The following is a 21,322-nucleotide window of genomic DNA, read 5'->3' as shown; positions in this document are numbered from 1 at the left end:
GTTTTAGTGCCCTTCAGCGGTCAGTTTAAGAGATAGTTGCAGGGCGCTCTTAAGGTCTCGAGTCGCGTGGTAACCATTCAGTGTGATGCCGGCGCCAACCATGGTGCGCGCAATTACACCCTTGATGCCGCAAAAAATGGTCTTTACGCCGACAAGCATTAGGGTGTCGGCCAGTCGAACGAGCTGATTCGCTACCGCAGAATCAATGGCGTCAACATTGCCCAGATCTACAATCACGTGCCTTGTCTCTGCGCGCTCTGACGTTGCAGTGAGCTTATCGGAGACCGCCGCCATCCGGGTAGAATCCAGAGAACCAAACAGGCCGGTATACAGGCAGTTGTCTGTGATCTCAGAGACAACCATCGGAGTTTCTCCGCCGATTTGTCGGCGGCTTATTGCAATATCGCTATTGGCCATGGAATTTCCTTTCGTGGGCGGTAGAGCATTCCAGATCTGGTGAGTGCTAAGCCTGAGTTTGGTCGATGCCCGCTATTTCTGCTATACGCGTGACTACCTAGCGGACTAGGGTTTTTAGGCATTGGATAGGCCATGAGTGGCGTGTTGTGACATAGCGGGTGGGTTGTACTTGAGCTGCGCCGATCGGCAAAACATATATTTACCATAAGCGAAATATATATTTACCTAGTGCGATTGGCTATGCTAGCCTTGGATTCAAGGTGTTTATCAATAATCAGGGGGCAGCATGAGCGATATTCTGGGGTACGCCGGTCAAAATGTGGTTATAACCGGGGCAGCATCCGGGATGGGAGCCGCCGCAACAGAGTTGCTGCTTGAGGCTGGTGCGACAGTTTTTGCCCTGGATATTGGTGAGATCAAGGCGCCCGTCGCCGAGGCATTACGGGTAAACATTATGGAAAAAGCGTCCATTGATGCGGCGCTGGCTGAGCTGCCCGACGAGATTTTCGGCTTGTTCAATTGCGCCGGTGTCCCGCATCCTCCAACGCCGGTTTATCAAACGATCATGATTAACTTTGTTGGCCTACGCTATTTAACTGAGTCGCTATTGCCTCGCATCAAACCCGGAGGCGGCGTTATATCGATTGCATCAACCGCCGGCATGGCCTGGAAATCCAACTTGGAGGTTGTTCAATCATTCCTTGAACTGGAGGATTTTGACGCGGCGGCCGAGTGGTTGAAGGCGGAAAACAGCCTGGGTAAAGCCGATGCTTACGGTTTTTCCAAGCAATGCCTTATCGTCTACACCCTGCAACGGGCGGGTGAGCTGGCGAAGCAGCATAAACGTATAAACTGCATTTCGCCTTCACCTACCCAATCCGCCTTTATGGATAATCTGGAATCTGCGGGCATTGGCCGAGACGTATCTGGCCTTTTCTGTCCAAGCAACGGCGAGTTCGCTAGCGGCGCCGATATGGGGCGGGCGCTGGTTGCAATCAACAGCAAACTGGGTGGCTTTATCAGTGGCTGCAATATCCCCGTCGACTACGGCTATTGCGCGGAAGTGGTGCTGGGTCAGCGCGATGACCTGCTGGGTATTGCCGGCTGAATTCGTATTTTTGTAGGGCTATTCGTGTTTGCGCCAAGCCCGGCAGCATCTTCCATACAGGGTGTATAGCCAGCGCAGTGAGCGTGAGATTCGTTCAAACTCAATGCCCCAAGGACTGCTGAGTCGTTCAAACAGTGGAGGCTGCCAGAGGATGTCGAGCCAATAAATTTCATGCCCAGATTTTCCGGAGTCCCGGTTCGAGTTAAGGCCTTAACAGGGGTGGGGCAAGCTAGCTGAATCAATAGTCGCAATGTACGTTATTGCGACCATTGTTTTTTGCCTTATACAGGCACTCGTCAGCGGCGGTAATCACGGATTCCAATTCTTCCGGGGTTTCGGCGATCGACAGTCCGAAGCTGGCCGTTATTCTGCCGCCCGCTTCCTTGGGTTCCAATGCTTCTATTGCCACTCTCATGGATTCCGCAATTCGCCGCGCGGCGGCGATGTCAGTCCTTTGGGTCAGTACCAAAAATTCTTCGCCGCCGACTCGGCTGACCACGTCGCTGCCTCGAACATTGTTGGCGAGGAGGTTGGCAACTTTTTTCAGTACGCTGTCACCCGCAGCATGGCCATAGGTATCGTTGACTTGTTTGAAATGATCGACATCACAAACAATGCATCCCAGCGGAAAATGTTCCTTTGGGCTTGTTTTGCAGGCGGGAAAATAGAAGGTGTCGAGGAAGCGGCGGTTGGTTAATCCGGTCAGTGGATCGGTTGCCGCGTCCACCATTTTGTCCGTGTGCTGAGAACTCATTGCCTCGTGACTACGGCTTCGGAAATGTTCATTGAAATAGCAGAGCGCGGTAAGTGCGAGGGCTCCGGCGAGCGCTTCGGTTGCATGAGCATCCGCGTAGTCTGCGGGGATGATGTCGGGGAAGTACATCTCCAAAATCACAATGATCAGTAGCAGCGATGAAATAAACAAGCCGCCGTTGGCGCCCATAAAAAAGAACTGCATGCAAATCAGGGGCGCAGCCCAGTAGAGGCCGGTGTTGTCTACGCCGCCACCAGCGATGAGTCCGGTTGCCAGCGCTGCAGAGGCAATACTGGCGTAGAACGCGGTTGATCGCAGGTCGCGATTGGTAAAGGCCTTGATCAGCGCTACTACAGTAAAGAGGCCGGCGATGCCGATACTCACAAAAAAGGCGTCGTTGAATTGTCCGGAGACGCGGGCTTTGGTCGCGAAGTTTACGATAATCAGTGCACCAATTACTGCGGCTGATACTAGTACATAACGGAGCCGCTGTAGTTCAACGGCTACAGCGTCGTTGTGACGTTTGAGTAGCAGGATGCCGGCACTGAGCCGATTTCCTCTCTCTGGCTGCAAACCCGCGTCCGGAGCGGTTTGTGTCGTTTGCATGGCGATGCCCGGTTGTACGCGAAGATCCAGTATACGCAGCCAGCTCTCGGAGAAAACCGTTGGCCGATAAGGGATGGTACCTATTACCGACTAATAATCTTAGCCAGGGCGCTTTTGTGACGCGGGCAGGGTGCATTACACGGTCCTTGTAAATATAGCCTTCATTGTAGGACGCTGGCCCGCCCTCCGCCTTGAATTCCTGGCTCTGGCCATCAACGGTAAATACGCCTTCCGCACGACGCGCCTGTTCCAGGCGCCAGCCAATACCCCTACTGGTGGCTTCTTCCGCGTTTGACATTTTCGCGACTTTTTCCGGCGAGTTATCCTGTACCCATACTGGAGTCGCTATGGTCAGTTCGACAACAATAGATTTTTCAGCCAGACTGGAAGTGGCCGGATTTTGGTTGCGGTGGCCCAAGCTACTGAGATTGCGGGATTTTTAATGCCTTGCGGTGCGGCAGAAGGCATTCTTCTCTACAATAATCCGATGACTGAATATTCCACCTTTGCACGCGATTCTCTGCTGGCCTGCCCGGATTGTGACCTGTTGTTGCAGGTCGATTCGGTGCCCGCGGGAAGCGAGTGTCATTGTCCGCGCTGCGATGCGCTTGTGCATGGGGAAAACACCTATCGCAATGATGTGCATCTGGCGGCGGCCATCAGTGGCCTGTTGCTCTTTATCCCGGCGGTCACGGCGCCGGTACTGAAGTTCACGATGGTCGGTCAATGGGGCAGTAATTCGCTACTCAGCGGTGTGTGGCGACTCTGGACAGAAAGCGAGCAACTGCTGGCGTTGTTGGTTCTGCTGTGCTCGGTGCTGGCGCCCTTTTTTCATTTGTTGCTCAGCTTTGGAATTGCGCTTGTGTTGCGCTTTTCACGCTTGCCCAAAACCTTTCCCGACTGGCTCAAGTGGCATCACTGGATGCAGGGGTGGAGCATGCTTGAAGTCTACGCGATGGGGATCATCGTGGCCTATGTGAAAATGCTGGATGATGGCGATGTGTTTGTCGGCAACGGCACTTATTGTCTGATAGGCGTGTTGCTTTCACTAATTCTCTGCAATCAATTCTTTCGCGAGGAATTTGCCTGGCAGCGTTGGGAGCAGCGGCAGCAGGAGCTGCAGACGTGACCGTCACGGCGCGTCAGCAAGGCCTTGCTCGCTGCCTGAGTTGCGGCAAGTTGTGCCGTATGCCAGAACCGCAGGCAAAACACCGCGCGCATTGCCCGCGCTGTAATCGAGCTGTTAGCTATCGCCAAAACGCGAGCCTCACCTATAGCTGGGCGCTGACTATCGCCGCTATCGCTCTGCTGGTGCCGGCCAATATGCTGCCCATCCTGACCGTGGTGAGCTTTGGTCAGGGTGACCCGGATACCATCATGTCGGGGGTTATCAAACTCTGGGAGTCACAGCTGCAGGCGATTGCTGCCGTGGTGTTTATTGCCAGTGTTGCAGTGCCCGTTGCCAAGCTGGTGGTGATGCTGCTGTTGATGGTGGTTGTTCAGTTCAAGTTGCCGCTGAGTAAGCAGCAATGCACGCTGCTGTACCGTTTTATTCATTTTATCGGGCGTTGGTCGATGCTCGATCTGTTTATGATTTCTATTCTGGTCACGGTGGTTCACATGGGCAATATCGCCAATGTAGAAAGCGGCCCGGCGGCGCTGGCCTTTGGCGCCGTCGTAGTGCTGACCATGCTTGCCGCCGATTATTTTGACCCACGTCTGCTCTGGGACCTCGAACATGAATGATCAATCCGTTGCTTCTGCCACTACCCGACCCGAGAAGAAGTTCTCGGCGATCTGGCTGTTGCCGCTGATCGCCGTCGCCCTGTCGGGCTGGTTGATGTACAAGAATTTCATTGAGCACGGTCTGACCGTGACGGTGGCATTTGCCAATGGCAGCGGCATTACCGTAGGTAAAACGCCGGTCATTTATCAGGGGATCGATGTTGGCGAGGTCAAGAGTCTTCAGTTAGACGAAGATCTGGAAGGCGTGACCGCAACATTGGAGCTGAGTCGTCAGATCGAGCCCTTGATTCGAGAGAACACCGAGTTCTGGCTGGTGCAGCCTCAGATTTCCCTGTCGGGCATTTCAGGTCTGGATACGCTGGTAGAGGGCAACTACATCAGTTTCAAGGCCGGTGACGGTGAACCCGCGGATCAATTTACTGCGCTCTACGAACCGCCTCCGCTGGCGGGCAATGTGCCAGGACTGCGGCTGCGTTTGCGTGCAAATGAGCTGGGTTCGCTCGCGGTGGGCGCCCCGGTGCTGTATCAGCAGATTGATGTGGGCGAGATTGAAGGCTACCAGTTGCTGGATGACGGCGTGGAAATTATCGCGCGGATAGAACCCTTGCATCAGCACCTGATCAATTCCAGTACCCGTTTCTGGCGCCAGAGTGGCGTAAAGGTCAGTGCCGGTTTGCAGGGTGTCAAAATCGATGCGGGGTCTATGGCCAGTATTCTGGCTGGAGGCATTACCTTTGAAACACCGGACAAAGAGGCTGGCCCCGCTGAACGCGACGCCGAGTACCGTTTGTACGACAGCCGCGAAAAAGCACAAGGCAGTCGCCGAGTGCTGGTGCAGTTCAAGAATCCTGACGGATTGAGTGAGGGGGCGAGTGTGCGTCTTCGCGGTCAGGAAATCGGTCGGGTGGAGTCCTGGCAATTTACTGATAACGACCCGCAACAGGGTGTAGATGTCAGGCTTGAAATCAAATCGCCGTATCACCGTTTTCTGAATACGGAAACCCAGTTCTGGCTCGTCAAGCCTGAAGTTTCCGCCAGTGGAGTGGCGGGGCTGGATGCACTTATTGGCGGCCCCTATGTGAGCGTCAATATCAGTGGCGAAGGCGGTCCTGTGCCCGAACGTTATACCGCCTTGAGCAAACCACCGCAGGCGCGGATTCAGGCGCCCGGTATGCGTATCGAATTGCGCAGCGATGAGCTGGGTTCGGTCAGCGTGGGCAGCAAGGTTTACTACCGCAAAATTGCCGTCGGCCAGGTAGAGACGGTTGAGCTGGATGCCCGCGGGGTGAGTCTGGGCGTATTTATTCACGAGCGCTATGCCCATCTGGTGCACCGTGAATCCCTGTTCTGGAATGCCAGCGGTATCCATGTCAGCGGGGGCTTGAGCGGGATTAACATTCAAGCCGAGTCGCTGGCCACGATCGTCGCCGGTGGTATTGCCTTCCACACCCCGGACGTTTCGAAACCGCAGGCGGCCTGGGAAGGTTTGCGCTTCAAGCTGCATCCAACCTACGAAAGCACGCTGGTGGATGTTTCAAGAGAAATTACCCTGCAGTTCAGTACCGGCGCGAGCATCAACAAGGGCACAGAGATCAAATACCAGGGCATCAAAGTTGGCGAGGTGTACGCCGTGGAGCTGGATGATGACATGGACGGCGTCAAGGTCAGTGCTCGTCTGTCGCCTTCGGCCAAGGGCTTGGCGCGCGAGGGCAGTCAGTTCTGGTTGATTAAGCCGCAGTTGGGGCTGGCAGGTACCCGCAATCTGGAAACGCTGGTGACCGGAACCTATATCACGGTGCGGCCGGGCCCCGGCAAGGTGCGCAATCACTTTATTGCATTGGAAAAACCGCCTTCGCTGAACAAGCCGACCAGTGGCTTGAATCTGGTACTAAGTGCACCCCAGCGCGGTTCAATCAAGGAAGGGGTCAAGGTGTTTTACCGGGATATTCCTGTGGGTGAGGTCTTTGCCTATGAGTTGGCATTTGACGCGACCCATACCCTGATCCATATCAATATCGAGCAGCGCTATGCGCCGCTGATTCGCCCCGGCACCAAGTTCTGGAACTCCAGTGGTGTGGCGGTTGATGTGGGCTTGTTCAGAGGGGCGAATATTCGCAGTAAGTCGATCGAGTCACTCTTGGAAGGCGGCATTGCGTTTGCGACACCCGATGGCGCCGATAAGTTGCCGACGGTGGAGAGCGGTTCCGTGTTTGAATTGCACCCGTCGGTAGAGCCCAAGTGGCTCAAATGGCAGCCGACGATACCCATTCATCCGCGCTGAGTGGGTATTTCTTAGCAAAAGGCTTTCAGGGGCGCTGGCCACCGCACAGCACGTCGGTGATCTGCTCGGTGTCCATATACTCTTTCAGCTTTAAAACTTTTCCGTCTTTCATCTCAAACAGAAAGTGGTAGAGGTTGCGATAGTGCTTGCCGGAGACATGCTCGCCGTTGGATTCGGCTTCTACCGCGACCCGGTCTCCTTCAGCCGTCATACCGTGAACGGTGAATGTCAGTCCTTTGGGGAAGGCTTCAAATATAGCGCCGGCACCGGCGTTGATCTGGTCCTTGGTCAGCGTGCCGGAGATCAGGGTGTTGCCCGAGGTCCAGACGCTGCCGGCATCGTCGTAGAGTTCGACAAAACCCGGTACATCCCCTCGGTTCATAGCATCGAAAAAAGCGCTAACAACTTCTTTATTTTTACGGGTTTGCTCGCTCATGATGTGTGGCCTTGGCAATCTTGCTTGATGTGTAAACGCTGCTGTCTGTTATAGGGCATGCTACAGGCAGGTGGTGGGTCGTCACTACCCCAAATGTGTTAGGCAGGCCCCACTCAATCATTACGCAATCGTCAGCCACAGACGATCTCCTGCCGGTACAATTCGGCGAATAACCTTTACGACGCTGTGGAGAGACTTTTTATGTCTGCTCAGGAATTTCCGGAACTCGGCTGCTATTTGCTGCCGGGACACACCGAAACGCCCCGCGATGCAATCGCAGAAGCCCAGCAGGCGGAAGCCCTTGGTTTGGGTAAGGTCTGGCTGTCTGAGCGCTTTGATGTGAAGGACGCAGGCGTTATCTGTTCTGCCGCGTTGGCGGTTACCGACCGGATCAAGGTGGCCACAGCGGCGACCAACCTGCACACCCGTCATCCCCACGTGCTGGCGACCATGTGCAGTTCGCTGCACTATCTCTCAAGTGGGCGTTTCGAACTCGGCCTCGCGCGCGGTGTCGCCATTCGCAACCAGTTAATGGGCCTGGCGACAGTGACCAATTCGCAGATGATCGATGGCTTGAAGATTCTGCGCAGCCTTTGGCAGGGAGAGTCGGTTGCAGGTTACGACGGCCCGATGGGTAATTTGCCTTATCTGAAAAGCGGCGATTGGCTGGACGCCAATATCCCAATCCACTTTGTCGGTTTTGGTCCCAAGAGTCTGCGCTTCGCCGGGCAGCATTTCGACGGCGTTCACCTGCACACTTTTATTACCCCGGAGGGCATGCGTCGTGCGCGTCAGCTGGTTGATGAAGGGGCTGATACGGCGGGCCGGGATGAGCGCGTGAAACTCTGTAGTGTGATGGCTACGCTGATTAACCCGAGCCGGGAGGATTACCTGCGTAAGGTGGTAGCCCGCATGGCGACCTACATGCAAGCGCCCGGTTATGCGGAAATGCTGGTTGCACTCAATGGCTGGGATGAAGGTGTTATTGAGGCCTTTCGCAAAGCGCCGGTGGTGGCCAATATGCTGGGCAGTATCGACAGTGTGGCGACACTGGAGCAGTTGGAAGAGATTGCCACCTTGATCCCAGAGGAATGGGTGTCGGCAGTTGCGATGGGTAGCGAGGCCGAGTGTGCAAAACGTCTCCATGAAGAGCTCAGTTACGGCGCCGATGAAGTCTGTATTCACGCGTCCACACCCGATGAATTTGCCGGTGTGCTCGAGCACTATCGAATACTGAAATAACGATCAATCGAAATTGCTCGCATTGGCGGGTGACATGAAGTCTATTTAAATTGCAGGAATCAGCATGCTGGATATTATTACCCACCCCGACAAAATCACGCCTGAGTGGCTGACCCAGGCGTTGAAAACATCGGGGCATCTCTCCACCGGTCGGGTTATTGGCTGTGACTACGCGATAATCGGCACCGGCAAAATGGGTGATAACGCCCGTTTCTCTCTGCGTTACGAGGGTTCCCATGAGGGCGCGCCCGAGTCCGTGATTATCAAATTTCCCGCCGAAGATGAAACCGCGCGCGCCATGGCGGGAATGCAAGGCGCGTATTACAACGAAGTGATGTTCTATCGTCATCTTGCGGCCCGCACGACCATGCGGACCCCGGAAATTTACGCCAATATCATCAGTGAAGACCGCTTGTTGTTTAACACGGTGATGGAAGACATGAGCCCGGCAGCGCCCGGAAATCAACTGGTGGGTGCCACCTATGAGCAGACTCGGGTTGCGCTGCGTGAGGCAGCCAAACTGGCGGCAGCCTTTTATGGGGATGAGACCCTCGGTGATTACGACCATGTGCTCAGTCAGGCGCGAACCGATGGCGGCGCGCTGGCCCAGGATTTCCTCAAGCAGAGCTGGCCGACGTTCAAGGAGCGGTTTGGTTACGGGGTGAACGCGGAGTGTCTCGCCTTTGCCGAGCGGTATATCGACAAGCACGCCCATTTTGCCACCCGCTTTCAGGGTCCGAAGACGCTGGCCCACGGAGATTTTCGCAGCGAAAATATTCTGTTCAATGGCGATGAGGCTTGCACTGTCGATTGGCAGACCACCATAGAAACCAGTCCGTTGGCGGACGCGGCCTATTTCCTCGGGGGCAGCGTGGAAGTGGGCGACCGACGCCAATGGGAAAAGGACTTGGTGGCGGAATATGGTGAGCAGCTGGCGGCCTTGGGTGTGCAGTTGGACGTTGACGAGTGCTGGGCCCAATACCGTGAGCAGAGCATGCACGGCCTGATGATCACTATTCTCGGTGCCAGCTTCTCCTCTCCGGAAGAGCGGGGCGATGCGATGTTCCTGGCAATGATCCAGCGGCATCTGCAGCACTGCGTGGATCTGGACGCTGCGGAATTCCTCCGCTGAGGTAATCCAGCGGTAAGGTAGCGCTGCTGCCTGCCCGCTAGAATGAGCGCACTTTGTTTAACCAATTAGATAAAAGAGAGATGCCATGTCTGACCAAGCCAATAACCCGGCCCTGACTCAGGGTGTCACCATGCCCGATCTGCTGATCGAGGGCCTGAATCGCTACAACGATCGTCCCTGTCTCTTTATGGGTGACGATGAAATCCTGACCTACGCCGATATGCGTGCCATGGTCAGTCGCCTTATGCAGGCCTTGGCCTCGCTCGGGCTGGGTAAGGGTACCCGCGCCGCGATTCTGTCGGGCAACCGCCCCGAGGTGCTGGCCAATACTGCCGCCATGTCCATCTCCGGTTTTGTCGGCACGCCGCTGCACCCGCTGGGCTCACTGGATGATCACGCCTACGTGCTGGAAGATGCGGAAATCGATGTGCTGATTTTCGATCCCGCCCTGTTTTCCGAAGTGGCCGCTGCATTGAAAGAGCGCGTGCCGGGCATCAAACACTTTATCGGCTTTGGCCCGAACGAGATCGGTGAAGACTATCTGGCACTGGCCGACAAGTTTGAGCCCAAACCGCTGGTGAAAGCTGATATTACCCCCGACGATCTGGGCTCTATTAATTACACTGGCGGCACCACTGGCAAGCCCAAGGGAGTTATGTCGACTCACCGCGGCACCGCCTGCATGGCGATGATTCAGGCTGCCGAATGGGAGTTTCCCGAAGAATTGCGCATGCTGATGGCGACACCGCTGTCGCACGCGGCTTCAGCCTTCTTCGTACCGGTGCTGCAAAAGGGCGGTGCATTTTATGTGTTGCCCGGATTCTCGGCCGATCTGTTTTTTGACTGGGTCGAGAAGTACAAGATTACCGCCACCATGCTGGTGCCGGTGATGCTTTACTTCCTCCTGGATTCCCCCCGCGCTACCACGGCGGATATGTCCAGCATGGGCACGATTTTCTACGGCGCCTCGCCGATGAGCCCAGCGCGCTTGCAGGAAGGTATCGAAAAATGGGGGCAGATTTTCTATCAGTTCTTCGGGCAATCCGAGGCGCCGATGGTGCTGACCAATCTTGCCAAGAAAGATCACGACTTGAGTAAGCCCGAGCGTCTGGCCTCCTGTGGTCGCCCGGCACCGTGGATTCATCTCGAGCTGTTGGATGATAACAACGAGCCTGTGGCGCAGGGCGAACCCGGTGAAATCTGTGTGCGAGGCCCACTGGTAATGAAGGGCTATAAGGATCTGCCGGAGCAGACCGCCGAGGCCTTCGCTGGCGGCTGGCTGCACACGGGCGATATCGGTCGCTTTGACGAGGAAGGTTTTCTCTACATCGTTGACCGCAAGAAAGACATGATTGTCACTGGTGGCTTTAACGTGTTCCCGAAAGAAGTGGAAGACGTGCTCTCCGGGCACGAAGCGGTGGCGCAGGTGGCTGTGGTCGGCGTGCCCGATGATCGCTGGGGCGAAGCGGTTAAAGCCGTCGTCGTCGCAAAGCCCGGTGTGGAAACCAGTGATGCGCTGGCAGAAGAGCTCGCAGCGTTTGTGAAGCAGGCCAAAGGCTCAGTGCAGGCGCCGAAGTCAGTAGACTTCGTTCAAAGCCTGCCCATGACCCCGGTTGGCAAGCCCGACAAGAAAGCTCTCAAGGTCCAGTACTGGGGCGACGCCAAGCGTGGCGTTCAGTAATCCATTATTGCGTTAACAGCGGCGGCCCTTTGGCCGCCGTTTTTATTTGCGCGTTTATCACAAGGTCTTCTTGCTGATTCACTTGTCCGGCTTGTGGATTCCCTGCAATCATGTGATGTCTGCGGTGGGGGTCGACGATTCTAGAGACAAGGCGCTGGCCTACCTCAAACTGCTAGTTGAAGCGAGGCGAGTCTGCGATGACCTTTGGTTTCTTCGCGGCTGAGCATGTAGCGTCGGCACTAAAGCAGTAAGCCGAGAGTCGGCACGTTTATATCGGCCATATCCATCACAATTTCGCGGCAACGAATCTGGAAGCTACTGTCTTGACGGATCAAGGTATCGCGCCGCTGGCCTGCGTAGAAAAAATCGCGCAGACCGGGCCGGGCGTAGAACAGATGAAAATTACTGACTACCTGCAGTGTGTCTCCGTCGTCATCGAGGATTTCGATATTGCCGATAATGCGACGAGTGCGAGCCGGTGGGTTTTCCGCCCAGGAATTCATCTTGTAGGCGCGGTCGACACGCAGCCACAGGATGGCATAGTTCTCATCGCGAATGGGTAGGCCATTGGAGTCTAGTCCCTCCAGTTCCCGTTCCACGCTGATCATGTCCTGCTGGCCGCGCTCACGGTTATTCACCATCGGATTTGAGCGACCGGGCATACTGTAGCGTATCTCTGGGTGAATGAGCGCCAACCAACTCTGGTATTCGCGGTTGTCCAGTAGACGGGCTTCGCGGTAGTAAAACTGTTCGACCTGATACTGCCGTTCCAGTGCACTCATCCGTCGACCTCCGCGAGCAAATCCTCTCGCCAGCGCTGAAAGAAGGCGCGGGCATAGTATTCGTTGGCGCCGGTGGTGACAGTGCCGGGCAGATCCGGGTGGGTGGTTTCTTCTCCTAAACCGAGGCCGTAATACAGCATTCGGTCGTCGGCGAAATCGATATTGGCGCCGATATTTTGCTGAATCCAGGCTTCGGAGTCTTCTTGTTCCAGCAGTCCGCCCGGACCAAAAAAGGACGCGTGGTTATTGCGTAGTTGTTGCTTCAAGTGTTCCGGCGCGTCGGCGGGTACGACCGACCAGGACCAGTATTCCACTTTGTTAGGGCCGCGTGGATGCGACACCTTGAAGCCTGCGTTAGACCAGAGGAAGGACAAGTTGGGATAAACCCCATAAGCCAGTCCTTTCATGCGCGCACGCACGGGGCCGACCTGCGCCTCAGCCGTGGCTTGCACGCTGCGGAGGTAGTTCTTGAGCTCGTCGCTACCGAGTTGCCCAACCGGTGTTTCAAAGCCCCATGCGATCTTGTCGGTGGGTGTATCTTCCGGCATCAAGCGGAAGGAAGCGCCGTGGCCTTTGGTGGGGACGACATTGTAGGCGTAGTTATCGATTTCGATCCCGGCCTCTGAATCGGCAGCGATGATGGAAGCGTGAAGGTGTGGGCCGTGATAGACATCGCCGAGCTGGTTTTCTACAGGTAATTTCCAGTTGGTGTCTATGACCCAGCGGTGCGGCGAGCCGATAAATTCAATGCCACCGGGAAACCGGTCGATCCAGGCGCCGAGATAGAACTTCATATCGCCCAGATAGTCTTCCAGAGGTTCAATGGCTTCATTAAATGAGCCGAAAATCAGCCCACGCCAGGTTTCCACTCGAGGTACTTTTTTCAGGCCGAGCTCACGTTTATCGGGCTTGCATTTGATAGCCCTCTCCTGAGGGATGGTCACCAGGCTGCCATCTACGGAGTAAGACCAGTTGTGGTACGGGCAAATAAAACGCTTGGTATTGCCGTGATCGCTGCGGCAAACCGGCAAACCGCGATGGGTGCAACTATTGATTGACGCATGTATGTCTCCGTTTTCGCCGCGCGCGAGAATGATGGGGGTTTCGCACATATAGGCCTGAACAAAGTCACCGGCTGACTTGATCTGGGATTCATGCCCCAAAAACAGCCAGGTTTTGCCGAAGATCGCCCGTTTCTCCAGTTGGTAGACAGCCTCATCGCTCCAGACGCGACGGCTGATGAGAGAGGCGTCGCTATTGACGAGTTCTTTAAGATTAATAGCCATGATGATTCTCCCCAATTGCAAAAAATTATCACTTGATAATAAAATTGGCAATCTCAAATTTTGAAGGCTGCTATGTGGGCGCGAAACTGACGAAAGGGGAAAAGACCCGGCAACGGCTGATGGATGCCGCGGAAAGACTGTTTGCCGAGCGCGGTTGGCGCAATACCAGCCTGCGCGATATCGCCGCAGAAGCCGATATTCGTGAGCCCGGCATCTACAACCATTTCAGCGGTAAAGAGTCGCTTTACCACGAAGTGCTGATACGTGCCCTGCAACCTTTGGCGGATGCGATCAGCGAGACCTTAGCCAGTGATCTAAGCGAAAACGATCTGGTGGGCCTGCCCGCGAAGTTGACCGAGTTGCTGAGTGAACACCCTTCCATGCCGGCGCTGTTTCATCAGGCATTGTCATCATCCTCTGATGACATGGGGCAGCAGGTGATGGAGGTTTGGCTTCAGCGCTTATTTGCGCAAGGAGAAAGTTTGTGGCGCGCGGTGAACTCGAATGATAGCGGCGACAGACGTCGTATCACTCTGCGTATGGTGCTGATGTTTAATGCGGTTACCGGCTATTTTTTGTCGCAGAAAGTGTTGGATCAAGCGGGCCTAGGCCATGTGCTTGATAAGGCTAACTTGGAGGAGCAGCAAAACCTGTTGTCGTCGGTGATGCGAACCTTCGTCAGATCCTGACGTATTAGTTTGTCGAGGGAAGGTGTGGCGCGAGAATTGTTTCTTCCATGATGGCCGCAATCTTTTGAGCAGAAAGGGGTTTAGGCTGCTCCAGCCACCAGGTCAACAAGGCAAGGATATTGCTGGCGAGCGTCGCGTTTGAGGCATCGCTGCCTAGCGACGGCAATCTTTATTGGTGCAATGTCGCGCTAAAGACGGCCCCTCTCGGGGCCGCGGTTGTCACGTCAGAAATTGAATCTGGCGGAGAGAGTCGTGACATCAACGTCGTCGCCAGTCGCATAGTTTAGTGCTAGCGAAATGTCGCGGTTGAGATAAGCCCTGATACCAGCACCAAGCGAAGTTTCACTGTCATCGTCAACATCGCTGTATCCAACGCCGGCATTAAGTTCGACGAAGCGGTTTACCTTGCCCCTTACTCCAAGCGACGCTCCTTTTACAGTTTCCTCATCTTCAAAAACACTAAACTCGACTTCCTGTCTGCCGATACTCAGCTCGCCTACAAGATCGACATTGTTCGCCAGCGGCGTGTGAAAGCCTATGCCCAGTGAAACTTCTGACAGCGAAATTTCATCGGTAAACCCAAATACTGAAAACCGGTCATCTGTTTCAATATCACCATAGCCAATACGTACGAAGGCGATATCGCCAAGTTCAGCTGAGAGATTCAGCCCGAACCCGTCAGCATCGATACCATCGAGGTCAACATCGAGCACACCGGCTTCGATATAACTGTATGAAAGGTCATTGGCATAAGCGCCAAAGGAACTTGCCACCAGCAGGCTTGCGAGCATGGTCTTTCTTATCATGTCCAGTCTCCCTGGAAAACTGACCCGACCGCCGGGTCAGACGAGGCCAGTATAGCGGGGCTAAACCAGTGAGAGGAAGCGGAGCATGAACAAACCAAAAGTGATTGTGATAGGAGCCAGCACGGTAGATAACACGACGATATTGGCCGCCAGTTTCGCATCGCCCCCGCGCGCTGCAACCATGATATGAGAGGCTGCTGCGACCGGTCCGCTAAGCAGTAGAAAATTGACGCCAAGTTCAGTGTCACGAAGACCAAGTAAAAGACAAATACCGAGTGCCAGTGCGGGAGCAACGATAAGTCGCAGCGCGGTTGCGAGGAGCAGGGCCTGGCGTGATTGAAGTGAAGGTTTTAGATCTATTGCGCCGCCGAGAAAAATCAATGACAGGGGGATCACTGCGGCAGTAAAGAATTCTCCCGATCGATAAAACCAATCCGGGAGCTCAAAGGGGCTCAGGGCCACCACGAATCCAAAAGAGATGCCGACTATTAAGGGGTTTCGTACCAGGTTTCTCAGTAGGGGAAGCAAGGAAAACTTGCCACCATAGGCCGCATTTAACACCATCACAGCCAGAATATTGAAGGTCAGCGTCCAGACGGCGACGGGAAGTGCAGCGAGCAATAAGCCTTCCTCACCAAAGGTGCTGGCGCAAAGCGCCAAGCCAATAATGCCAAGGTTTGCTCTATATCCCGCCTGGGTGATGATGCCGGTTTGTTCCCGGTTAAATCCGCGCCAACGCGCAACTGCCCAGCACAGCAGCAATGAGCTGATCGTTGCCGCGATACCGGCCAGTGAGTATGTGGAGGTCAGTGCATTGCCGGGGTCAATGCGTGATGCGGTTATAAACAATATTCCGGGAATGCCGACATAGAAGACAAATTTTTCACCGAGATGGAATAGGTGATGCGTAGACGGCACCAGTCGAATTCCCGCTGCTCCGAGAAAGATCCAACCAAACACTGGAAAGATCGAAGAGAAAGAGAGGAAGAGTAGGGATGCCATTAAACTTCAGTACATTCGGGAGAGTCGCAATTATAGGCCTTTGACTAGGAAAGAAGTATATGCGTGGTTCTGGTTGTGAACGCGAACTAAGAACATTAAAAGCTGATTGTTGTTGTGATGGATCAGAAGTAGGTTTGTTTAGCGCAGACTCGCTATTACGGCTGGCGATCAATATGCCTTCAGGTTTAGTCGCACGGCGACCTTGAATGGGGTTCTTGTTAGTATTCGCCAGGTCTAAAATGCTTTCCGTAGAACGGACCCAGGTATCGCAGTTGCAAGGCGACTGTGTCGGCACTTAAAGTCTGCTGCCGGTGAAGGGAATCCGAGCGAGGCAGTTTGCGTGGCAATTGAGAGGAGAAAAAATATGGATTTAAAGGATAAAGTCATTGTTGTTACCGGCGGGCTGGGTTCACTCGGGCGAGCAGTCAGTGCTGCCGCAGTTTCCGCAGGTGCAAAAGTTTACGCGATTGATGTCGTCGATGGTAAGCCGGAAGCCGGCGTTGAGGCCACTCCGGCACTTGATCTAGGCGACTCGGAGGCGACAAAGAAAGCATTTTCGGATATCGCTTCGAAAGCTGGTCGTATCGACGCACTGGTGAATGTCGCCGGCGGTTTTGCCTGGGAAACCATTGATGAGGGCTCCATTGATACCTGGGACTTCCTGTACAAGCTAAATGTACGCACCGCCGTTAATGCGAGTAAGGCGGTACTGGCTCATATGCCCAAGAGTGGTGGCCGGATCGTTAATATCAGTGCTGCGGGTTCGGTAAAAGCCGATCTCGGGTTGGGGGCTTATGCGGCGTCTAAATCGGGTGTTTCCCGCCTGACCGAGGCATTGGCGGAGGAGCTGAAAAGTCGAAACATTACAGTGAATGCGGTACAGCCCAGTATTATCGACACCAAGCCAAATCGTGACGCGATGCCGGATGCGGATTTTGCCACTTGGGTTACACCAGCGGCCTTGGCTGACGTTATTCTATTTCTGATCAGTCCTCAGGCAGAGGCTATCACTGGCGCCCTGATTCCTGTTGTGGGGCGTGTGTGACATAGCAGTTTAATGCCTAGAGGTGGTTTGGCGCCAAGTAGACATTGCGGGTCAGATTGCTACTATTCCGCGCTTAGCATTTTGATCGCCGAGAAGTTGTCGGCGTTAACTTTTTGGAAGTGGCCATCACGGGTGGCTAGAGCTGGAGAATTTAGCACATGGGTCTTGTAACGTACGTCAGCTTTGATGGTGAGAAAACCACAGTCGATGTCGCCAACGGCGACAGCCTCATGCAGGGCGCTATCGACAACGGTATTGATGGAATTCTTGGCGATTGTGGTGGTGGCTGTGCCTGCGCGACTTGTCATTGCATGGTTGATGAAGCCTGGTACGCGAAAACTGGAGAGCCCGACGACATGGAAGCTGATATGTTGGACGGGGTACTTGATCCCAAGCCTACCAGTCGACTCAGTTGCCAAGTGTTCATGAGTGACGAGCTTGATGGCATCGTAGTGCATCTGCCGGAGAGTCAATTTTGAGTGAAACCACTGTCATTATCGGTGCAGGGCAAGCCGGGGGCGATTTGGCTTCGGCTTTACGGCAGCTAAAATATGAAGGTCGTATTGTCCTGATTGGTGAAGAACCGGCGCTGCCCTATCGTCGTCCGCCATTGTCGAAAGCCTATCTCTCCGGTGAAATGACGGAGCAGCAGCTTTATATAAAGCCAGCGGCTACCTACGAAAAACAAAACGTCGAAGTCAAAACCGGCGTTCGTGTTGAAAGCATCGATCGTTCAGCCAAGACCGTGACGCTTGGCAACGGTGAAACCATTGGCTACACCAAACTGGCCTTTTGTACCGGCGGCCATGCTCGTCGCCTACCGCTGCCCGGTGCGGAAAAGCCCAACGTACACTACGTTCGCACCATTGAAGATATCGAGAAACTGAAAGCCCAGTTCCAACCCGGTAAACGCCTGCTGATAATCGGCGGTGGCTATATCGGTCTGGAGGCCGCGGCTGTCGGTATCAAGAAAGAATTGAAGGTGACCTTGGTAGAAGCCCTGCCGCGATTGCTGGCTCGCGTTACCGGTCCTGAACTGTCCGAGTACTACTACGGTGTTCACACGGCAAAAGGTGTCGACATCAAGCTGGGCGCCGGGGTGGAAGCACTGGAAGGCGGCGACACGGTTGAAACCGTCGTACTGGCTGACGGGACCCGTCTCGAAGCCGACGTGATTATCGTCGGGATTGGTCTGATACCGAATACCGAGCTGGCAGAAGCCGCAGGTCTGGAAGTGGACAACGGTATTCTGGTGGATCTGCAGTGCCGCAGCACTACGGATCCGGATATTTTTGCCGCTGGCGATTGCGCCAACCACGATCACGGTTTTCTGCAGCGTCGCATCCGACTGGAATCTGTGCCGAACGCTTCGGAAGGTGCGCGCGTTATCGCCGCGACCATTTGTGGCAAAGACGCAGAGCACAACGGCGCGCCGTGGTTCTGGTCTGATCAGTACGATCTGAAACTGCAGATGGTGGGTATCAACCAGGGTTACGAAGAAGTGGTGATTCGTGGCTCCATGGAAGAGCACAATTTCTCGGCGTTTTATCTCGCTAATGGCGTGGTGATTGCGGCGGATACGGTTAGCCGCCCGAAAGATTTTATGATGGCCAAGAAGCTGGTAGCCGGCCGCGTGAAATCGGATGCGGCGACGCTGTCGGATGAGTCAGTCGAACTGAAGTCACTGCTGGGCTGAAACACTCCCCTCACCCCGACCCTCTCCCTGTGGGAGAGGGGGCGCACGAAAATAGTTTGGAGCCAATCCTCCGGCATTCGTGTCTGCCAGAGCTCGCTATTGAGTACCCTTTCCCTTAGGGAGACGGACAGGGTGAGGGGGAACATTACCTCACAATGCTGTCAGCCTTCCCTCAGGCTACTACTGGAGATACCCATGCTTTCCCTCGCAAAACCCGACTTGTTGAGAAATCAGGCCTACGCCAACGGCCAGTGGATTGACGGTGATACCGGCGAAGCGACAGAGGTTTTCAACCCCGCCACCGGCGAATTGGTCGGCAGCGTACCGAAAATGAGCGCGGCCCAAACCCAAGCGGTTATTGCTCAGGCCGATACGGCCTACCGCAGTTGGAAAAAACTGACGGCCAAGGAGCGTTGCGCTCTGCTGCGCAAGTGGTTTGATTTGATTACGGCCAATGCCGATGATATCGCCAAGATCATGACCGCCGAGCAGGGCAAGCCTCTGACCGAAGCCAAGGGTGAAGTGGGCTATGCCGCCTCGTTTATCGAGTGGTTTTCCGAAGAAGGCAAACGCACCTACGGTGACGTGATCCCGAGCCCCACCGGCGACAAGCGTCTGGTGGTGGTGAAAGAACCCATCGGTGTGTGCGCGGCGATTACGCCGTGGAATTTCCCGGCGGCGATGATTACCCGCAAGGCTGCTCCGGCACTCGCCGCCGGTTGTTCCATGATAGTGCGTCCGGCCGATGCGACACCGCTGACGGCGCTGGCATTGGCGGTGCTGGCCGATGAGGCCGGTATTCCCGCGGGCGTATTTAACGTGATTACCGGAAAATCCCGGGTGTTGGGTGGCGAGTTGACCACCAGCCCGGTGATCAAAAAGCTGTCATTTACCGGCTCAACGGAAGTGGGCCGTGTGCTGATGGAGCAGTGTTCACCGACCCTGAAAAAACTGTCCATGGAGCTGGGCGGCAACGCGCCGTTTATTGTGTTTGAAGACGCGGACCTCGATGCCGCCGTTGCCGGAGCGATTGCCTCCAAATACCGCAATGCGGGTCAGACCTGCGTCTGCACCAACCGGCTGTATGTTCACGACAAGGTATACGATGCCTTTGCTGAAAAGCTGGCCAAAGCCGTTGGCCAACTGAAAGTGGGTAATGGCACCGAGGAAGGTGTGACCCAAGGCCCGCTGATCGATAACGCAGCGGTGAATAAAGTCGAAGAGCATATCGAAGATGCCCTGTCCAAAGGCGCGCGCACCCTTTTCGGTGGCAAGCGTCTTCCGCTGGGTGATAACTTTTTTGAACCCACTGTTCTCGCCGATGTCACGCAGGATATGTTGATCGCCCGCGAAGAAACTTTTGGGCCGGTCGCTCCGTTGTTCCGTTTCAGCAGCGATGACGAAGTGATTCAAATGGCCAACGACACGGAATTCGGTCTCGCCAGTTACTTCTACAGCAAGGATATCTCACGGGTATGGCGCGTGGCCGAGGCCTTGGAATACGGCATGGTGGGCATCAACACCGGCATTATTTCGAACGAAGTAGCGCCTTTTGGTGGGGTGAAACAGTCGGGCTTTGGCCGCGAAGGGTCTCACTACGGCATTGATGAGTACATGTCACTCAAGTACCTGTGCATGGGCGAGATCTGATCCCGCCTTGCTGTCCATCATTCTTCTTCAGCGCTCAAATACTGTCGCCACCTGTCGGCCAAACATCAGCGGCTGTCCGTCTTCTGTCCACAGGGTGGCGACATTGTTGTAGTAGCCGTCGCCCGCGGCCTGACAGCGGTATTCGTAGTACACAAAATTATCAGCGCTGACGTCCGGAATGTGAGAGGGCAGTTCCACATACCAGCTCAGCGAGCTGCCGACACCCGGCGGCTTGATCATGTTCAGGCCGGGCATGGGCGGCACGTCGCCGAGTGCGATCAAATGGCTTAGGGTTAGCGGCTGGGCTTCGCGAAAGCGCAGCCACATGCCGAAATCCGCGCTGTCTGCGCCGCTGAAAGGCATGGCACCATGCTCCAGGCGCATGTCGTAGTGACGAGTAAATTCCGGGGTGACGCCCTCGATGTAGGGGAAGGGCTCACTGTCATCCGCGGTTTTTAATGGCGGCAATGCCGGGCCAGCCAGTTGAATGCTGGATTGACGGGCCTTGCCGAAGGCGGCGTTGACGCTGACGGCGACCTCGCCATCACACAGCAGTTCACCCTGCATATGGGTAACAGAGCCTCCCTCGCGCAAGACTCGCGTGACAACGCGGTGATCGCCTGCGGGCGCCGGGCCAACAAAACTGACCGACAGCGTGCGGAGCTGGCGACTGGCTTCCACTTGCTGACGCATGGCCTCGAATACGAGAGAAGTACTCAGCCCACCAAAGGCCGTGCGGCCCTGCAGCCAGGAAGCATCAATGCTGGCGCGGAAAATACCGTCTCCCAGGGGCTGGATGCCTGATAGCAATTGATTGAAGGCGGTTTCTTGGGGGGAGGGCGAGTGACTCATACGCGATCTCTGACTTCATGTTGACTATGTTCACATGCTACGAGATTCGACTGTTCGCGGCCAGCATGAGTCGCGCAGATGCTTTGTGCACTTGCAGCGCAGGCGTGAAAG

At 55.2% G+C, this 21,322-nt stretch carries 21 protein-coding genes; 13 read left to right on the top strand and 8 right to left on the bottom strand.

The features are described from left to right. Nucleotides 1-3: 3 nt before the first annotated feature. Entirely contained in the window at nt 4-417 is a 414-nt protein-coding gene (locus tag FHR99_RS07325; RefSeq protein WP_183409851.1) for an STAS domain-containing protein, read from the bottom strand. Nucleotides 418-703: 286 nt separating this feature from the next. On the opposite strand from FHR99_RS07325, the gene FHR99_RS07320 reads away from it, so the two are divergent. Next, on the top strand, nt 704-1,525 hold the full coding sequence (locus tag FHR99_RS07320) for an SDR family oxidoreductase (RefSeq protein ID WP_183409850.1): 822 nt from the start codon (nt 704-706) through the stop codon (nt 1,523-1,525). A 238-nt stretch (nt 1,526-1,763) separates the two neighbouring features. Here FHR99_RS07320 and FHR99_RS07315 read toward each other — a convergent pair whose 3' ends face one another. Next, nucleotides 1,764-2,885, bottom strand: a complete 1,122-nt coding sequence (locus tag FHR99_RS07315; protein WP_183409849.1) for a GGDEF domain-containing protein — start codon at nt 2,883-2,885, stop codon at nt 1,764-1,766. A gap of 487 nt (nt 2,886-3,372) precedes the next feature. Between FHR99_RS07315 and FHR99_RS07310 the strand changes: the two genes are divergently transcribed. From FHR99_RS07310 to FHR99_RS07300, 3 genes are read left to right on the top strand one after another with little or no spacing between them, the layout of a single operon-like run. Then, entirely contained in the window at nt 3,373-4,014 is a 642-nt protein-coding gene (locus tag FHR99_RS07310) for a paraquat-inducible protein A (protein ID WP_183409848.1), read from the top strand. 59 nt (nt 4,015-4,073) lie between these two features. Beyond that, nucleotides 4,074-4,631: a paraquat-inducible protein A gene (locus FHR99_RS07305; RefSeq protein WP_183410203.1), complete on the top strand. Its 558-nt coding sequence runs from the start codon at nt 4,074-4,076 to the stop codon at nt 4,629-4,631. Continuing rightward, nucleotides 4,624-6,912: a PqiB family protein gene (locus FHR99_RS07300; RefSeq protein ID WP_183409847.1), complete on the top strand. Its 2,289-nt coding sequence runs from the start codon at nt 4,624-4,626 to the stop codon at nt 6,910-6,912. The genes FHR99_RS07305 and FHR99_RS07300 overlap by 8 nt, the downstream gene beginning before the upstream one ends. 25 nt (nt 6,913-6,937) lie before the next feature. On the opposite strand, the gene FHR99_RS07295 is transcribed toward FHR99_RS07300, so the two are convergent. After that, nucleotides 6,938-7,348 (bottom strand): nuclear transport factor 2 family protein, encoded by a 411-nt coding sequence (locus FHR99_RS07295; protein ID WP_183409846.1) that lies wholly within the window; start codon nt 7,346-7,348, stop codon nt 6,938-6,940. A gap of 201 nt (nt 7,349-7,549) precedes the next feature. Between FHR99_RS07295 and FHR99_RS07290 the strand changes: the two genes are divergently transcribed. From FHR99_RS07290 to FHR99_RS07275, 4 genes are all read left to right on the top strand, one after another. Continuing rightward, nucleotides 7,550-8,590: a TIGR03857 family LLM class F420-dependent oxidoreductase gene (locus FHR99_RS07290; protein ID WP_183409845.1), complete on the top strand. Its 1,041-nt coding sequence runs from the start codon at nt 7,550-7,552 to the stop codon at nt 8,588-8,590. Between the two features lie 64 nt (nt 8,591-8,654). Then, the gene (locus FHR99_RS07285) at nt 8,655-9,722 is read left to right on the top strand and encodes a phosphotransferase (RefSeq protein ID WP_183409844.1); all 1,068 of its coding nucleotides are present in this window, start codon (nt 8,655-8,657) and stop codon (nt 9,720-9,722) included. An 85-nt stretch (nt 9,723-9,807) separates the two neighbouring features. Continuing rightward, the gene (locus FHR99_RS07280) at nt 9,808-11,403 is read left to right on the top strand and encodes an AMP-binding protein (RefSeq protein ID WP_183409843.1); all 1,596 of its coding nucleotides are present in this window, start codon (nt 9,808-9,810) and stop codon (nt 11,401-11,403) included. Between the two features lie 70 nt (nt 11,404-11,473). Continuing rightward, nucleotides 11,474-11,626 (top strand): hypothetical protein, encoded by a 153-nt coding sequence (locus FHR99_RS07275; protein WP_183409842.1) that lies wholly within the window; start codon nt 11,474-11,476, stop codon nt 11,624-11,626. Between the two features lie 16 nt (nt 11,627-11,642). Here the strand turns inward: FHR99_RS07275 and FHR99_RS07270 are convergent, their stop codons facing one another. Together FHR99_RS07270 and FHR99_RS07265 are read right to left on the bottom strand one after the other, a co-directional pair. After that, nucleotides 11,643-12,185: an aromatic-ring-hydroxylating dioxygenase subunit beta gene (locus tag FHR99_RS07270; RefSeq protein WP_183409841.1), complete on the bottom strand. Its 543-nt coding sequence runs from the start codon at nt 12,183-12,185 to the stop codon at nt 11,643-11,645. Next, on the bottom strand, nt 12,182-13,471 hold the full coding sequence (locus tag FHR99_RS07265) for an aromatic ring-hydroxylating oxygenase subunit alpha (RefSeq protein ID WP_183409840.1): 1,290 nt from the start codon (nt 13,469-13,471) through the stop codon (nt 12,182-12,184). The genes FHR99_RS07270 and FHR99_RS07265 overlap by 4 nt, the downstream gene beginning before the upstream one ends. A 74-nt stretch (nt 13,472-13,545) precedes the next feature. On the opposite strand from FHR99_RS07265, the gene FHR99_RS07260 reads away from it, so the two are divergent. Then, nucleotides 13,546-14,160 (top strand): TetR family transcriptional regulator, encoded by a 615-nt coding sequence (locus FHR99_RS07260; protein ID WP_183409839.1) that lies wholly within the window; start codon nt 13,546-13,548, stop codon nt 14,158-14,160. Nucleotides 14,161-14,384: 224 nt separating this feature from the next. Here the strand turns inward: FHR99_RS07260 and FHR99_RS07255 are convergent, their stop codons facing one another. Both FHR99_RS07255 and FHR99_RS07250 read right to left on the bottom strand, forming a co-directional pair. Next, nucleotides 14,385-14,966: an outer membrane beta-barrel protein gene (locus FHR99_RS07255; protein ID WP_183409838.1), complete on the bottom strand. Its 582-nt coding sequence runs from the start codon at nt 14,964-14,966 to the stop codon at nt 14,385-14,387. A gap of 60 nt (nt 14,967-15,026) precedes the next feature. Then, complete coding sequence (locus FHR99_RS07250; protein WP_183409837.1) at nt 15,027-15,968, bottom strand: AEC family transporter; 942 nt, start codon at nt 15,966-15,968, stop codon at nt 15,027-15,029. Between the two features lie 364 nt (nt 15,969-16,332). Here FHR99_RS07250 and FHR99_RS07245 point away from each other — a divergent pair, with 364 nt between their 5' ends. The 4 genes from FHR99_RS07245 (at nt 16,333) to FHR99_RS07230 (ending at nt 20,359) form a co-directional block, all read left to right on the top strand. Beyond that, nucleotides 16,333-17,013: an SDR family NAD(P)-dependent oxidoreductase gene (locus FHR99_RS07245; protein ID WP_183409836.1), complete on the top strand. Its 681-nt coding sequence runs from the start codon at nt 16,333-16,335 to the stop codon at nt 17,011-17,013. Nucleotides 17,014-17,171: 158 nt separating this feature from the next. Next, nucleotides 17,172-17,492, top strand: a complete 321-nt coding sequence (locus FHR99_RS07240; RefSeq protein WP_183409835.1) for a 2Fe-2S iron-sulfur cluster-binding protein — start codon at nt 17,172-17,174, stop codon at nt 17,490-17,492. After that, entirely contained in the window at nt 17,489-18,709 is a 1,221-nt protein-coding gene (locus FHR99_RS07235) for an NAD(P)/FAD-dependent oxidoreductase (RefSeq protein ID WP_221200393.1), read from the top strand. The genes FHR99_RS07240 and FHR99_RS07235 overlap by 4 nt, the downstream gene beginning before the upstream one ends. A gap of 195 nt (nt 18,710-18,904) precedes the next feature. Continuing rightward, on the top strand, nt 18,905-20,359 hold the full coding sequence (locus FHR99_RS07230; RefSeq protein ID WP_183409834.1) for an NAD-dependent succinate-semialdehyde dehydrogenase: 1,455 nt from the start codon (nt 18,905-18,907) through the stop codon (nt 20,357-20,359). A 27-nt stretch (nt 20,360-20,386) separates the two neighbouring features. On the opposite strand, the gene FHR99_RS07225 is transcribed toward FHR99_RS07230, so the two are convergent. After that, nucleotides 20,387-21,211: an acyl-CoA thioesterase gene (locus tag FHR99_RS07225; RefSeq protein WP_183409833.1), complete on the bottom strand. Its 825-nt coding sequence runs from the start codon at nt 21,209-21,211 to the stop codon at nt 20,387-20,389. Nucleotides 21,212-21,322 lie beyond the last annotated feature (111 nt).

This window comes from Litorivivens lipolytica (genome assembly GCF_014191715.1).
Lineage (GTDB): Bacteria > Pseudomonadota > Gammaproteobacteria > Pseudomonadales > Spongiibacteraceae > Litorivivens > Litorivivens lipolytica.
This window is presented reverse-complemented; position numbering and strand designations above follow the sequence as displayed.

What these genes read in the sequence shown, in the direction of transcription:
- FHR99_RS07250 (WP_183409837.1), bottom strand. Translation starts at nt 15,968, where the DNA reads ATGGCATCCCTACTCTTCCTCTCTTTCTCTTCGATCTTTCCAGTGTTT.
- FHR99_RS07315 (WP_183409849.1), bottom strand. Translation starts at nt 2,885, where the DNA reads ATGCAAACGACACAAACCGCTCCGGACGCGGGTTTGCAGCCAGAGAGA.
- FHR99_RS07225 (WP_183409833.1), bottom strand. Translation starts at nt 21,211, where the DNA reads ATGAGTCACTCGCCCTCCCCCCAAGAAACCGCCTTCAATCAATTGCTA.
- FHR99_RS07285 (WP_183409844.1), top strand. Translation starts at nt 8,655, where the DNA reads ATGCTGGATATTATTACCCACCCCGACAAAATCACGCCTGAGTGGCTG.
- FHR99_RS07300 (WP_183409847.1), top strand. Translation starts at nt 4,624, where the DNA reads ATGAATGATCAATCCGTTGCTTCTGCCACTACCCGACCCGAGAAGAAG.
- FHR99_RS07230 (WP_183409834.1), top strand. Translation starts at nt 18,905, where the DNA reads ATGCTTTCCCTCGCAAAACCCGACTTGTTGAGAAATCAGGCCTACGCC.
- FHR99_RS07245 (WP_183409836.1), top strand. Translation starts at nt 16,333, where the DNA reads ATGGATTTAAAGGATAAAGTCATTGTTGTTACCGGCGGGCTGGGTTCA.
- FHR99_RS07310 (WP_183409848.1), top strand. Translation starts at nt 3,373, where the DNA reads ATGACTGAATATTCCACCTTTGCACGCGATTCTCTGCTGGCCTGCCCG.
- FHR99_RS07320 (WP_183409850.1), top strand. Translation starts at nt 704, where the DNA reads ATGAGCGATATTCTGGGGTACGCCGGTCAAAATGTGGTTATAACCGGG.
- FHR99_RS07255 (WP_183409838.1), bottom strand. Translation starts at nt 14,966, where the DNA reads ATGATAAGAAAGACCATGCTCGCAAGCCTGCTGGTGGCAAGTTCCTTT.
- FHR99_RS07295 (WP_183409846.1), bottom strand. Translation starts at nt 7,348, where the DNA reads ATGAGCGAGCAAACCCGTAAAAATAAAGAAGTTGTTAGCGCTTTTTTC.
- FHR99_RS07240 (WP_183409835.1), top strand. Translation starts at nt 17,172, where the DNA reads ATGGGTCTTGTAACGTACGTCAGCTTTGATGGTGAGAAAACCACAGTC.
- FHR99_RS07290 (WP_183409845.1), top strand. Translation starts at nt 7,550, where the DNA reads ATGTCTGCTCAGGAATTTCCGGAACTCGGCTGCTATTTGCTGCCGGGA.
- FHR99_RS07270 (WP_183409841.1), bottom strand. Translation starts at nt 12,185, where the DNA reads ATGAGTGCACTGGAACGGCAGTATCAGGTCGAACAGTTTTACTACCGC.
- FHR99_RS07305 (WP_183410203.1), top strand. Translation starts at nt 4,074, where the DNA reads ATGCCAGAACCGCAGGCAAAACACCGCGCGCATTGCCCGCGCTGTAAT.
- FHR99_RS07325 (WP_183409851.1), bottom strand. Translation starts at nt 417, where the DNA reads ATGGCCAATAGCGATATTGCAATAAGCCGCCGACAAATCGGCGGAGAA.
- FHR99_RS07280 (WP_183409843.1), top strand. Translation starts at nt 9,808, where the DNA reads ATGTCTGACCAAGCCAATAACCCGGCCCTGACTCAGGGTGTCACCATG.
- FHR99_RS07265 (WP_183409840.1), bottom strand. Translation starts at nt 13,471, where the DNA reads ATGGCTATTAATCTTAAAGAACTCGTCAATAGCGACGCCTCTCTCATC.